This window comes from Blastococcus sp. SYSU D00820 (assembly GCF_054050695.1).
Window position 1 is genome coordinate 1 of record NZ_JBJGZW010000010.1, and the last position, 12825, is coordinate 12825.

Here is a 12825-nt window from a genome sequence, read left to right on the forward strand (position 1 = left end):
ACCTTGAGGGCATCATCCCCCTGTTCCCGGAGGACCTGGACCCCCCCCGGCGCGAGCTGGGCTTAGCCGCCCCGCGCCCGCCCGGGGTACCGGGGCGCCCCCGATGCGGCACGCCCGGGAGATCGCCGGACGCCGGCTGCGCCGCGCACCGCTCCCAGCCGACCTCCAGGGACCGTCCAGGTGCCCGCGAGCGTCCGCGCCGACCGTCGGGGCATGGCCACCCCTCCCCCGGCTCGCCGCACCCTCGATCTCCTGCTGGCCGCCGCGCTCGCGGCCGTGGCCGCGGTGACCCTCACGCCGACCGGCTCGGGCTGGGCGTGGGGGTCACCGCTGCCCGAACTGCGCTGGTACGCCACGGGGCTGGGGTCGGCGAGCACCCTGCTGCAGCTGGTGGGCAACCTCGGCCTGCTGGCGGTGCCCGCCGTCCTCGCGGTGCTCCGGTGGCCGGCGCTGCGGTCCCCGCGGCGGCTGGCCGCCGCCGCGCTGGCGGCGGGCACGGGCATCGAGCTGCTCCAGCTCGCCCTGCCGCTGGGCCGGGTCGTCTCTCCGCTGGACGCGCTGCTCAACGCCGCCGGAGCGGTCGCCGCGGGCTGGGTGGTCGCCGCGCTGCCGGCCTCCGCCGGCTCCTTTCCCCGCCGACCGGGCCGGGCGCTGCTGCGGCCGTCCTCCGACGGCACCCTTGCGTCATGACGCTAACGATGTATCGTTAGCGTCATCCGATAGGTCATAGGAGGCCTCATGCACCCCCACCACCCGAAGCACGAGGGGCGGCACCCCCGCGCCCGTGCCCACCACCCCCGCGGCGGCCGGCCCGAGCCCGGCGACCTGCCGTTCCGCGGCGGTCCCTTCGGTGGCCCGTTCCGCGGCGGCCCGCACCGCCGCGGTGGCAGCGGCCGCGCGCCCCGCGGCGACGTCCGCACCGCCGTCCTGCTGCTGCTCGACGAGCAGCCCATGCACGGCTACCAGCTGATGCAGGCCATCGCCGAGCGCAGCGGCGGCCGCTGGACGCCGAGCCCCGGCGCCATCTACCCGACGATCAGCCAGCTCGAGGACGAGGGCCTGGCCACCGTCACCGCCGAGGCCGGCCGCAAGCTCGTCACGCTGACCGACGCCGGCCGCGAGCACGTGGCCACGCGCCGGGACACCTGGTCCGACCCGTTCGCCGGCGCGGCCGCCGACGGTCCGGACGTCGACCTGCGCGGGCTGCTCGAGCAGCTGCACGGCGCCGTCCGCCAGGTCGGCCGCACCGGCACCCCGGCGCAGCTCACCGCGGCCGCCGGCATCCTCGCCGACGCCCGCCGCGCGATGTACCTGCTGCTCGCCGACGGCCCGGAGGCGCCCCGTGACTGAGCCCTGCACCGCGACCGCCTCGGTCGCCACCCCGGCCGCCGCCCGCTACGCCAAGCAGCTGGCCGCCCACCTGGGCCGGCGCTGCGAGGTCCGCGAGGAGGCCGACGGCACCCGCCTGGTCTTCGGCGGCGGCGACTGCCTGCTCCGGTCCCGCGAGGAGACCCTCGAGCTGTTCCTCACCGCCGACGACCCGGAGCTGCTCGACCGGCTCTCGGGCGTGGTCGGCTCCCACCTCGAGCGCTTCGGCCAGCGCAACGAGCTGGCCGTGCACTGGACGCGGCCGTAGCCGCCGGCGGTCAGGCCGCCCGCGTCCCCACCAGCGAGGCGAACACCACGACGTTGTCCTCGTAGCTCCCCGCCGCCGGGTCGAAGTCGCCGCCACAGGTGATCAGCCGCAGCTGCGGATCGGGGGTGTTGCCGTAGACGGCGATGGTGGGGAAGTCGTCCTTGGGGTGCCGTTCGACCCGGTCCACGGCGAAGACCGCCACGCTGCCGTCGGTGCGGGTCACCTCGACCTGGTCCCCGGGCGCCAGGGCACCCAGGTCGTAGAACACGCCCGGCCCGTACGCGGCCGAGTCCACGTGCCCGAGGAGCACCGCCGGCCCGACCGCGCCGGGCGCGGGCCCCGGCTCGTACCAGCCGGCCTGGTCGTCGGGTCCCAGCGGTGGCACCTGCACCGTCCCGTCGCCGTTGAGGCCGAGCTCCATGAGCTCGCTGGTGACGTCGATCGCGGGCACCGACACCGACACCGGCGCGGGCACCGCCGCGCCCCCGGGGTCGGCCGGGGCGCCGGGCCGCGACTCCGCCGGAGCGGGGTCCGCAGCCGGTGCGCCGGCTGCCGGCGGAGACGAGGCAGCAACGGGTTGTGGCGGCGACTGCTGCCCGCTGACCGCGAGCACGAGTGCCACCACCCCCACGGTGGCCAGCACGAGCGCGGTCACGAGCCAGGTGCGGAACGACGGTCGGCGGCGCTCGGGCACGGGGTCCTCCCGGTGTCGAAGGGGCGATTGCCGGCGCCGTACCGCGCGGGAGGAGGCTCCGCGCGGCACGGCAGTCCGGTCAGGCCTGGCCGGGGGCCTGGCGACGGCGGTAGGCCACGGCACCGGCCGCGGCTGCGCCGACCAGCGCGAGGGCACCCACGCCGATGGCCGCCTGCTCCTCGAGACCGGCGGTGCTGCCACCGCCGGTCTCCGCGCCTCCGCCGGGAGCGGTGCCCATCTGCGAGGCGGCGAAGGCGCCGCAGGCGGCGGGCGCGGTGGCCTCCATGGGCAGCGACGGGTCGAGGTCGCTCTTGACGTCGCCGTCGTAGGTGCCGCTGCCGTCCTTGTCGACGCCGTGCAGCACCAGGACCGCGGTGCCGTCCTCGAAGGCGGCCGCCACGTCCGGCGTGACCTCGAAGGTCCGCTCGTAGGAGATGGCGCCGTCGGTCGGGAAGCGGTCGATCGCCAGGCCGCTGTCGGGGCTGGTGTCCCCGGTCGTGGTCAGCGACGAGCCGATCGCGCCGTAGAACGGCGCGCCCTCGGTGACGCTGACGAAGCCGTCCCCGTCGGTGTCGTCCGCGTCGGTCGGGCACGTCCCCTGCGCGCCGATGTGGAAGTGCTGCGCATGCGGGGCGCCGGCCAGCAGACCGGAGGCCTCGATCATCACGGTGGCCCGGGTCCCGTCGAGGGTGACCATCCCGGTGCCGGAGGCGCCCGAGCCGTTCAGCTGGGCGAGGTCGGCCTGGTAGCTGTGACTTCCTTCGTGGGCGGAGGCGCCGGTCATGGTCAGCAGCGGGAACGCCGCTGCGGCCAGGGCGACGGTGGGCAGTGCGAGCGCCTTGCGCATGGGACTTCTCCTCGGTTCGTTGCGTCACGCCGCGCCGGACGGGCGGAGGGCGTTCCGGGCGGTGGGTTCCGCTACCGGTCGAGCCGGCCGGCGCGTCAGATGCGCCCGCCGCGGTCCCGGCCCGGGGAAGGGGCCGCGCGGACGGTGCCCCGGGCTCCGGGAGCCGGGGGTCGGTCCCCGTCCACACGGGGGGTTCGCCCCGGAGCCCCCGATCGGTTCATCCCGGGCTCCGGAGAACCGGACGGGGCGGCCGGCACGAACACCCACCATGGACATCCCGCGGCACGGTGCCCGCCCTGCTCGACGCCGGGCAGTGGGCGCGGTCGGTGCCGTCGTCACGCTCTTCCTCGTCCTGGTCTGCGGCATGCCGGTGGCCCAGGCGCACGACGGACTGACCAGCGCCTCACCGGCCGACGGCAGCGCGGTGACGGCCGCACCGGCGAGCGTCGAGCTCGGGTTCAGCGGGGCCGTCCAGGCCCTGGGTGCCCAGGTCGTCGTCACGGGACCGGACGGGACGGCGGTGACCGACGGCGCCGTCGAGGTCGACGGGACGACGGTGCGCCGGCCCCTCGTGGCCGGCCTGCCCGCCGGTGCCTACACCGTCGACTGGCGGGTGACCTCGGCCGACGGGCACCCGGTCGCGGGCACCACGACCTTCACCGTGACCGGCGGCGCGGGCGGCGCGGCGCCGGTGTCCGAGGCCGCGGCGGACCGGCCGGCCGGCTCCGGGCCGCCGCCGCTGGCCCTCGGCATCGGTGCCGGGGTCGTGCTGGTCGCCGCCGCCACCGTCGCCGTCCGCCGGCTCCGCGGGTCCGCGTGACCGGGCTGCTGCCGCGCCCGGCACCGGTCGACCGGCCTCCGCCGGCCGACCGGTCCCCGGGGGTGGTGAGCGGCGCGGCGGTCCTCGGCCTGGCGGCCCTGCTGGTCCTGGCCCTGACCGTCGGCGGGGGTGCGCCCACGGCGGCGGCCGGCGCCGGTCCCGTCGTCGACTGGGGTCTCCCCCTGGTCACCCTGGCCGGCCGGATCACCGCGCTGGCGACCGTCGGCGCCCTGCTGTTCGCCGCCGTGCTGCACCCGGGCTCCCCGCTGCCGCGCGCGTCCCGCGGCGCCGTCCGGGCCGCGTCGGCGTGGGCGCTGGCCTGGGCCGGAACCGCCGTCGTGGGCGGCGTCCTGACGCTCGGCCGGACCGTCGGGGCACCGCCCACGGCGCTGACCGCGGCCTCGGTCCGGACCTTCCTCGGCGAGCTGCCCGCTGGGCGGGCAGCCCTCGCCGCCACCGCCGCCGCGCTCGTCGTCGGCGTGCTGGCACGCCGGTGCACCTCGTGGCGCACGGCCGGGCTGCTGCTCGCCGTCACGGTGGCCGGGGTCGTCGTGCCGACCGTGCTCACCGGGCACTCGGCCGCCGCCGACGACCACGCCCTCGCGGCTCCGAACCTGTCGGTGCACGTCGTCGCCGGGAGCATGTGGGTGGGCGGCCTGCTCGCCCTCCTCGTGCACGGGCGTGACCCCGAGGTCCTGCCCCGCGTCGCCGGCCGGTTCAGCGCCGTGGCGCTGGCGTGTGCCGGGGCCGTCGGGGCGACCGGCGTGCTGGCCGCGTGGCTCACGGTGGGCGACGCCGGGCTGCCGGCCGCGCTGGGCTCGGGATACGGATGGCTGCTGGCCGGCAAGACCGCCGCCCTCGGCGTCCTCCTCGCCTTCGGCCTGCACCACCGCCGCCGCACGCTGCCCGACCTGCGCGCGGGCCGGCCGGGCGCCTTCCGCCGGGTGGCGGCGGTCGAGGGCGGCGTCCTGCTGGCCACCGTCGCCCTGGCCGTGGCGCTCGCGGCGTCCCCACCGCCGGCACCGGCGGGGAGCGTCCCGGCGGTCGACGGCGGCCCGGCGGCGGCCGGACCGGGAACGTCTCCTCCGCCCGGCCACGACCACGGTGACCTGTCGGTCCCCGTCCTCGTCGATCCGGCGGGCTTCACCGTCACCGCGGCCGTCACGCCGGGCGCGGTCGTCGTCGTGCACAACCCGACCGGCACGGAGGTGACCGTCACCGCGGTCGACGGCGCGTTCGACGCCGTCGTCCCCGCGGGCAGCCTGACCACCTTCCGGGCGCCGGAGGAGCCGGGCAGCTACCCGTTCGCCAGCCGGCACTCGCCGCGGTTCACCGGCGTCCTGGTCGTCGCCGGCTGACCCGGTGCTCAGCGCAGCCGCAGCACCTGCATCGCCTGGGCGGCCATCGCCGCCTCGCCCAGCGCGTTCGGGTGCACGATCACCGCGTTGGTGCCCTGCAGCACCGGCTCCACCCAGCGCACCCCGATCGGCGCGCAGGCGTCGTGCCCCTCGGAGACGGCGCTCATGTCCACGTAGCGCACCCCGGTCTCCCGGGCCGCCTGGGCGACGGCGGCGTTGAGCGTCGCCTGGAGGTCCCGCAGGTAGGGCACGTCGCCCTCGGCGACCGGCATCCGGTCGAAGCAGCCGCCGGTCGCCGGCAGGATCCACGGATAGCCCAGGATCGCGACGCGGGCGTTCGGCGCCGCCTGCCGCACCGCGGTCAGCGCCTGCACCAGGGCCGGGTAGGTGGTGGTCCGCACGGTGTCGGCGAACGACGTCCCGTACTGGTCGCGGCAGGGGCTGCCCTGGCCGAGCGTGAGCAGGCCCGCGGCGCCGCACCGGAGGATCGAGTTGATGAAGACGCCGCTGTCGTTGCCGCCGATGGTCATGGTGACCAGCCGGGTCTCCGGTCCGAGCGCGTCGAGCTGCGGCGGCACGCCCGGGTACTGCGCGGTGGCGTAGTGCGAGGTGTCGGCCCCGCCGCAGGTGACGTCGGTCAGCTGCGCGCCGATCGCCTGGGCAAGCACGTGCGGATAGTTGCGCGTCGAGCGCAGGCACTGCGGCGCGGCCGTCGGGTCCGGCGGCAGCACGCCGGAGGCGGCGCTGTAGGAGTCGCCCATGGCCACGTAGGCCAGCGGGGGCCGGCCGTCGGGCGAGGCCGCGGCGGTGGGTGCCGTCGCCACCACGGCGGCGAGGGCGGCGAGCAGGCAGGCGGCGAGACGGCGCACGGGCTACTCCAGCGGAGCCGGGGGCATGTCGCGGTGGTCAACGGCACAGCCGCGCGGCGGTTACGGAGCCGGCACGGACTCGTCGCGACCCGGTGGCTCGGCCACGATGTCCGGGTGGAGCCGGGGACGAGCGTGGGCATCCGGCTGGCCGGCCTCTGCCTCGACGCGCAGGGCCGGCTGACCCCGCAGCTGCTGGCCGCGGCCGCCGTCCGCTGCGGGCTGGTGGTGGACCTCGTCGCCGAGGGCCGGCTGCGCCCGACCGACGACAGCATCGAGCTCGACGAGACGCCGACCGGCGTGGCCCCGGTCGACCGGCTGGCCCTCGCCATGGCCGCCGAGCCGGACCGGCCCCTGGACTCGTGGTTCGCCGAGCGCCGCCTGGGCCTCCCGCAGGTGGCCGCGGAGCTGGTCGCGACCGGCACGTGGAGCGTGCGGCGGCGGCTGCTCCGGGGGCCGCGGTACGCCGTGGCCGACCCGGGACGCCGGGAGCGCGACCTCCGGCTGGACGTCGACGCCCCCGACCCGGCCAGCGACCCCGCCGACGCCGCGGTCGCCGCGCTCGGGGCGATCGCGGGTCTGGTCGGCGAGGGCCGCCGGCTCGGCCTGCGGGTCGCAGCCCCCGAGGTGCCCGACGCCCTGGTCACGGCGACCGGACGGGCCGCCTGGGTGGTGCGCGCCGCCGTCGACTCCTTGCGGGTGGCGCGCGCCCGGTACCTGGACTCGGCGAGCGTGCTGGGCGTCGGCGGGGTGGGCTGAGCGGCGCCGGCGTCAGGCGCCGGGCCCGGCCGTCTCGCGGGTGCCCCACGCGTAGGTCTGCTTGCGCAGACCCAGGTACAGGTGGGTCTCGGTGGACTCCACGCCGTCGACCGCGCGGATGCGGGCCACCACCTCGAGCAGCTGGTCGTCGTCCTCGCAGACGACCTCGACGAGCACGTCGACCGACCCGGCGGTGATGACGACGTAGTCGACCTCGTCGAACTCGGCGATCCGGTCGGCCACCGCGCGGGGGTCACCGCTGGTCCGCAGCGTCACCATCGCCTGGCGGGAGAAGCCGACCTGCAGGGGGTCGGTGACGGCGACGATCTGCACGACGCCGGCGTCCAGCAGCCGCTGCACCCGCTGCCGCACCGCCGCCTCCGACAGCCCCACGGCGGTGGCGATCCGGGCGTAGGACCGGCGGCCGTCCTCCTGGAGCTGCTCGATGATGGCGCGCGAGACGTCGTCGAGTGCGGGGTGTCCGCGCGTGGTCATCGAGTTCCGAGCCCCTCTCCGCAGCCCGGCGTGGGCCCATCGGATGCTAGCGACCGGCCCGGCCGGTCAGGCCGACCAGACCTCGGCGCCCTCCACGTAGGTGCCGGTGACGGCCACGTCGCCGATCCGTTCGGGGGCCACGGCGAGCGGATCGCCGTCCAGCACCGCGAGGTCGGCGAACTGCCCGGGCGCCAGCCCGCCGGTGTCGGCCTCGGCGTGGTTCACCCACGCCGAGCCCGCCGTGGCGGCCCGCAGGAAGTCCGCCGCGGCCAGCCGCTGGTGCGGCAGCAGCGGGGGGACGCCGGGCTCGCCGTGCGGCTGCCGGTTCACCGCCACGTGCATCGCCTGCAGCGGGTCTGCGGAGCTCACCGGCCAGTCGCTGCCGGCGCACAGCGGGGCGCCGGCGGCCAGCAGGTCGGCGAAGGGGTACTGCCAGGCGGCGCGCTCGGGCCCGAGGAAGGGGATGGTGAGCTCGTCCATCTGCGGCTCGTGCACCGCCCAGAACGCCTGCAGGTTCGCCGCGACGCGCGACCGCCCGAACCGGGGGACGTCGTCGGGGTGGACCACCTGCAGGTGGGCGAGGTGGTGCCGCAGGTCGCGGTCCCCGTTGGCGGCCAGCGCCGCCTCGACGGCGTCCAGCGCCTCCCGCACGGCCCGGTCACCCACGGCGTGCAGGTGCACCTGGAAGCCCTCGCGGTCCAGCCGCGCGACGGCCTCGGTCAGCAGCACCGGGTCGACGTGGCTGAGGCCCGAGTTGGCCGTCTGGCAGCCGCAGACGTCGAGGTAGGGCGCGAGCATGCCGGCGGTGCCGTTCTCGGCGACGCCGTCCTGCATGATCTTGACCGAGGTGGCCCGGAACCGGCCGGTGCCGGTCGCGCCCCCGGCCGCCGCGCGGCGGTCGACGAGGTCGGCCACCTGCTCCAGGCCGCGGCTGCGGTCCCACCACAGCGCGCCGACCACCCGGCCGGTCAGCCGGCCGGAGCCGGCCGCCTCGAGGTAGGTGGGCAGCAGGTCGGGCAGCCCGCCGTAGGCACCGACGATCGCGTCCTGCCACCCGGTCACGCCGAGGGCGTGCAGGTGCTCCTGGCCGCGCAGGAGGGCGGCCAGCAGCAGCGCGTCGTCCACCGGCGGGCGGCACCGGGCGACCAGGCCGACGGCGCCCTCGTGCAGCGTGCCCTGCGGGGAGCCGTCGGCCTCGCGCTCGATGCGGCCGTCGACCGGGTCGGGCGTCGCCGCGTCCACCCCGGCCAGCCGGAGCGCCGCGGTGTTCGCCCAGGCGCCGTGGCCGTCGCGGTTGTCCAGCAGCACCGGCCGGTCGGGGACGACGTCGTCCAGCAGCGTCCGCGCGGGGGTGCCGCCGGGGAACCACTCCATCGACCAGCCGCCGCCGGTGATCCACGGCAGCTCCGGGTGCTCCGCCGCGTAGCGGGCGACCCGGGCGAGCGCGTCGGCGGCGTCGCGGGCACCGTCGAGCCCGCAGGTCAGCAGCGCCATGCCGCCGCCGACGGGATGGACGTGGGCGTCGACGAAGCCGGGGACGACCGTGCGCCCGGCGAGGTCGATCCGCCGCGTGCGCGGTCCGGCCAGCGCCCGGACGTCCTCGTCGGTGCCCACGGCCAGCACCCGGCCGCCGGCCACGGCCAGCGCCTGCCCGCCGGGGCCGGTGACCGCGTGCACGGTGCCTCCGGTCAGCACCAGGTCGGCGGCGTCCACGTCGATCCCCCCGGTCAGGCGGCCGGGAGGCCGGCGCCGCGCGGCCCGCGGCGGTGCGCCTCGGGCACGACGGTGGTGCCGACCGCGCGGACGACGACGACCGGCTCGTCGAGCACGTCGGCGCCCGAGGGGGTGTCGTCGTAGCGGGAGGCGATGACCTTGCGGGCCTCGAGCTCGACGGTGCGGCTGGTGTTGCCGATCCGCGTGACGGTGCCGGTCACCTCGAGGAAGTCGCCGGCGTACACCGGCGCGAGGAACTCGACCTTGTCGTAGCCGACGAACAGGCCCTCGTCGCCGTCGGTGAGGATCGCGACCTCGGTGACGATGTCGCCGAAGAGCTTGAGCACGCGGGCGCCCTCGACGAGGTTGCCTCCGTAGTGCGCCTCCTCCTGGCCGATGCGGACGCGCAGGCTGCACACGATGGGCTGGGTCATGCCGGGGTTCCTCCTGGTGCGGTGGTGGTCAGGACGGCGTCGACCGCGACCGCACGGGTGCGGCCGACGATCAGCGGGTTGACGTCGATGGCGGTGACGTCGGGCGACGACGTCCCGAGGCGGCTGACCGCGCACAGCGCCCGGACGACGCCGTCGCGGTCGAGGGCGCCACCCCGGGCACCGGCGACCAGCCGGCCGGCGCGGCTGCGGTCGACGAACCGGCCGGCGGCGGCCTCGTCGAGCGGGCCCACGTGCACGTCGACGACGTCGAGGAACTCGGCCCAGACGCCGCCGAGGCCGAGCAGGCACGTCGGGCCGAACACCGGGTCGCGGGTGAAGCCGACGAGCAGCTCGAGCTCCCCGCGGACCAGCTCGGCGACGAGCAGCTCCAGGGCCACGCCCTCCGCGGCGGCCCAGCCCAGCATCCGGTCGGCCTCCGCGCGGACGGCGTCGGCACCGGTCAGGCCGACGGCGACCAGGCCCGCCTCGGTCTTGTGCAGCAGCCCGTCGGCGACGCCCTTGAGCACGACCGGGCCGCCGAGCTCCGCGGCCGCCGCGACGGCGGCGTCGGCGTCGGCCACCCGCCGCGTGCGCGGCACGGCCAGGCCGAGGCCGGCGAGCGCGGCGAGGACCTCGTCCTCGGTGCGCGGCAGGGGGCCGTGGACGTCCGGCGCGGGCGGGGCCGGCACCGGCTCGTCGACGCCGGTCCTGCGGGCGAGCGCGGCGAGGGCGGCCAGTGCCGGGCGGGCACCGCGCAGCAGCGGGATGCCCGCCTGCGCGCAGTAGGCGGCGAGCTCGGCCGGCGGGTCCTGGCTGGCCGGGCTGAGCAGCACGGGCGTCGTCCCCGTGCCGGCCACCGCCTCGGCGAGCGTCTTCGCCAGGAACAGCCCGAGGTCCTGCTCGTAGGTGCCGGCGGTCTGCTGCTGGTCGATGCCGACCACGAGCAGGTCGCCGCCCTCCCCCGCCACCGCGCGCAGCGCCTCGGGGTAGATGACCTCGTGCTCGTCGGCCCCCCACGGGTCCAGCGGGTTACGGGCGGCGAACAGCGGCCAGCGCCGGGTCAGCGCCCCGGCGGCGGCGTCGCTGAGGCGGGGCAGCTCCAGGCCGACGTCGGACGCGAGGTCGGCGAGCAGGTTGCCCTCGCCGCCGGAGTTGGTGACGACGTACGTGCACGGCCCGGCGACCGGCCGGCGGGTGCCGAGCACCTCGCCGAGGGCCAGCAGCTCGTCGAGGTCGGCGGCCAGCACCACCCCGGCCGAGGCCAGCGCCGCCGCGGTGGTGCGCGCCGCGCCGGCGAGCCGGCCGGAGTGCGCCTGCACGCCCTCCCGCGCGGTGGCCGAGCGGCCGACGACGACGGCGGCGACGGTCTTGCCGGCCTCGGCGAGCTCCCGGCAGGCGGCCAGCGTCGCATCGGCGTCGTCGACCGCCTCGACGAAGGTGAGGACAGCGGTGGTCTCGGGATCGGCGGCGAAGAAGCGCAGGTGGTCGGGGAGCGACAGCACGGCCTCGCTGCCCGAGGAGACCGCGGTGGACAGCGGCACCCGGGGCCCGGCGTTGACGAAGGCCTCGACGATCGCCCCGCTCTGCGCGACCAGCCCGACGGTGCCCCGGCGCAGCTGCGGGCCGACGGTGCCGATGTAGGGCGCGGCTCCGGTGACCAGGTCGAGCACGCCCATGCAGTTGGGGCCGAAGACCGCGACGTCCTGCTCCCGCCGGAGCCGCTGCAGCTCGGCGACCAGGGCGGTGGCGACCTCGCCGGAGTCGGTCGTCCCGGCGCCGGGGACGACGAAGGCGCGCACGCCGGCGGCCAGGCCCTCCTCGACCACGCCCAGCACGCGGTCGGCGCGCACCTGCACCAGCGCCACGTCGACCGGCTCGTCCAGGTCGGTCAGGCGCGGTACCGCCGGGACGCCGGCGACCTCGCGGTGCCGGGGCGTGACCGCCACGAGGCGGCCGGGGTAGCCGAGGGCCCGGCAGTTCTCCAGGGCGATGCGGCCGACGAACCGGGACGGCGACGCACCGACGACCGCCAGGGAGCGGGGGCGGTACCGCACGTCGAGGGACACGTCAGCAGCATCGGTGCGCACCGCCCCCGGCCCGGGTCGACAGTGTGTCGGGATCGGTGCGGATCGGCGGACAGGATGCCGCCCGGCGCTTCCCGGGCGCGGGCCGCAGGATCGGGCGCATGCCCGACTCCCCTTCCTCCGTCCGCGCCCTCGTCGCCGATGCCTCCGGCGACTCGACCCGCCTCGACCTCCGGGACCTCCCCGTCGCCGACCTCGGCGACGGCGACGTGCTCGTCGCGGTCGCCTGGTCCGGGGTGAACTACAAGGACGGCCTGGCCACCCGCAAGGACGGCAGGGTCGCGCGGATCGATCCGCTGGTGCCCGGCATCGACCTCGCCGGCACCGTCGTCGAGCCCGGCGGGTCCGGTCTGGCCCCCGGGCAGCCGGTGCTCGTGCACGGCTACGACCTCGGGGTGGCCCACCACGGCGGCTACGCCTCGCACGCCCGGGTGCCCGCCGGCTGGGTGGTGCCGCTGCCCGACGGACTGTCGGAGCGCCAGGCCATGACCCTCGGCACCGCCGGGTTCACCGCGGCGCTCAGCGTCGTCGCCCTCGAGGAGCACGGCCTGACCCCGGGCGACGGCGACGTGCTGGTCACCGGCGCCACCGGCGGGGTGGGCAGCGTGGCCGTGGCGGTCCTCGCCGCCCGCGGCCACCGGGTCACCGCGGTGACCGGCAAGCCGGAGGCCGCGGACTGGCTGCGCTCCCTCGGCGCCGCCGAGGTCGTCGAGCGGTCCGCGCTCGGGGACCCGTCCCGGCCGCTGCAGAAGGAGCGGTGGGCCGGCGCCGTCGACTGCGTCGGCGGGGAGACCCTCGCCGCGGTGCTCGCCTCGCTGCGCTACGGCGCCGCGGTCGCCGCCTCCGGGAACACCGGTGGCGTCGGCCTGCCCACCACGGTGTTCCCCTTCATCCTGCGCGGGGTGTCGCTGCTGGGCATCGACTCGGTGCAGTGCCCGATCGGGCGGCGCCGCGAGGTGTGGGAGCGGCTGGCCGGCGACCTGCGCCCGGCGGTGCTCGACGAGCTGGCCACCGACGAGGTGGACCTGGCCGGCGTCCCGGCCGCGCTGGAGCGGATCCTCGCCGGCGGCGCCCGCGGCCGGACCCTCGTGCGCGTCTCCTGAGCACCGGCCGGGGCGG

The 12825-nt window shown here is 77.6% G+C and carries 14 protein-coding genes; 7 read left to right on the plus strand and 7 right to left on the minus strand.

The features are described 5' to 3' along the window. The first annotated feature begins 213 nt into the window (after window positions 1-213). From ACI79R_RS12240 to ACI79R_RS12250, 3 genes are read left to right on the plus strand one after another with little or no spacing between them, the layout of a single operon-like run. Entirely contained in the window at window positions 214-690 is a 477-nt protein-coding gene (locus ACI79R_RS12240; protein WP_456573899.1) for a VanZ family protein, read from the plus strand. Window positions 691-738: 48 nt separating this feature from the next. After that, a complete protein-coding gene (locus ACI79R_RS12245) occupies window positions 739-1350 on the plus strand; it encodes a PadR family transcriptional regulator (protein WP_456573900.1) in 612 nt (203 codons plus the stop codon). Then, window positions 1343-1636 (plus strand): DUF2218 domain-containing protein, encoded by a 294-nt coding sequence (locus ACI79R_RS12250; protein WP_456573901.1) that lies wholly within the window; start codon window positions 1343-1345, stop codon window positions 1634-1636. The genes ACI79R_RS12245 and ACI79R_RS12250 overlap by 8 nt, the downstream gene beginning before the upstream one ends. A 10-nt stretch (window positions 1637-1646) precedes the next feature. Here the strand turns inward: ACI79R_RS12250 and ACI79R_RS12255 are convergent, their stop codons facing one another. Both ACI79R_RS12255 and ACI79R_RS12260 read right to left on the minus strand, forming a co-directional pair. After that, complete coding sequence (locus tag ACI79R_RS12255; RefSeq protein WP_456573902.1) at window positions 1647-2330, minus strand: class F sortase; 684 nt, start codon at window positions 2328-2330, stop codon at window positions 1647-1649. A 79-nt stretch (window positions 2331-2409) separates the two neighbouring features. Continuing rightward, a complete protein-coding gene (locus tag ACI79R_RS12260) occupies window positions 2410-3177 on the minus strand; it encodes a hypothetical protein (protein WP_456573903.1) in 768 nt (255 codons plus the stop codon). A gap of 268 nt (window positions 3178-3445) precedes the next feature. Here ACI79R_RS12260 and ACI79R_RS12265 point away from each other — a divergent pair, with 268 nt between their 5' ends. Together ACI79R_RS12265 and ACI79R_RS12270 are read left to right on the plus strand one after the other, a co-directional pair. Beyond that, a complete protein-coding gene (locus tag ACI79R_RS12265; protein WP_456573904.1) occupies window positions 3446-3997 on the plus strand; it encodes a copper resistance CopC family protein in 552 nt (183 codons plus the stop codon). Next, a complete protein-coding gene (locus ACI79R_RS12270; RefSeq protein WP_456573905.1) occupies window positions 3994-5355 on the plus strand; it encodes a CopD family protein in 1362 nt (453 codons plus the stop codon). The genes ACI79R_RS12265 and ACI79R_RS12270 overlap by 4 nt, the downstream gene beginning before the upstream one ends. A gap of 8 nt (window positions 5356-5363) precedes the next feature. On the opposite strand, the gene ACI79R_RS12275 is transcribed toward ACI79R_RS12270, so the two are convergent. After that, window positions 5364-6224 (minus strand): SGNH/GDSL hydrolase family protein, encoded by an 861-nt coding sequence (locus tag ACI79R_RS12275; protein WP_456573906.1) that lies wholly within the window; start codon window positions 6222-6224, stop codon window positions 5364-5366. A 114-nt stretch (window positions 6225-6338) separates the two neighbouring features. Here ACI79R_RS12275 and ACI79R_RS12280 point away from each other — a divergent pair, with 114 nt between their 5' ends. Further along, window positions 6339-6980: a hypothetical protein gene (locus ACI79R_RS12280; protein WP_456573907.1), complete on the plus strand. Its 642-nt coding sequence runs from the start codon at window positions 6339-6341 to the stop codon at window positions 6978-6980. Window positions 6981-6992: 12 nt separating this feature from the next. Here the strand turns inward: ACI79R_RS12280 and ACI79R_RS12285 are convergent, their stop codons facing one another. The 4 genes from ACI79R_RS12285 to ACI79R_RS12300 form a co-directional block, all read right to left on the minus strand. Beyond that, window positions 6993-7475 carry an Lrp/AsnC family transcriptional regulator gene (locus tag ACI79R_RS12285; RefSeq protein WP_456573908.1) on the minus strand — a complete coding sequence of 161 codons (483 nt, stop codon included), beginning with the start codon at window positions 7473-7475 and terminating at the stop codon, window positions 6993-6995. A 66-nt stretch (window positions 7476-7541) separates the two neighbouring features. Further along, window positions 7542-9188, minus strand: a complete 1647-nt coding sequence (locus ACI79R_RS12290; protein WP_456573909.1) for an amidohydrolase — start codon at window positions 9186-9188, stop codon at window positions 7542-7544. A 14-nt stretch (window positions 9189-9202) separates the two neighbouring features. Further along, window positions 9203-9622: a 3-aminobutyryl-CoA ammonia lyase gene (gene kal / locus ACI79R_RS12295; RefSeq protein WP_456573910.1), complete on the minus strand. Its 420-nt coding sequence runs from the start codon at window positions 9620-9622 to the stop codon at window positions 9203-9205. After that, window positions 9619-11688, minus strand: coding sequence for an acetate--CoA ligase family protein (locus tag ACI79R_RS12300; protein WP_456573911.1), 2070 nt, complete (start codon window positions 11686-11688; stop codon window positions 9619-9621). The genes kal and ACI79R_RS12300 overlap by 4 nt, the downstream gene beginning before the upstream one ends. A 119-nt stretch (window positions 11689-11807) precedes the next feature. Here ACI79R_RS12300 and ACI79R_RS12305 point away from each other — a divergent pair, with 119 nt between their 5' ends. Beyond that, window positions 11808-12809: an oxidoreductase gene (locus tag ACI79R_RS12305; RefSeq protein WP_456573912.1), complete on the plus strand. Its 1002-nt coding sequence runs from the start codon at window positions 11808-11810 to the stop codon at window positions 12807-12809. Window positions 12810-12825: the final 16 nt, after the last annotated feature.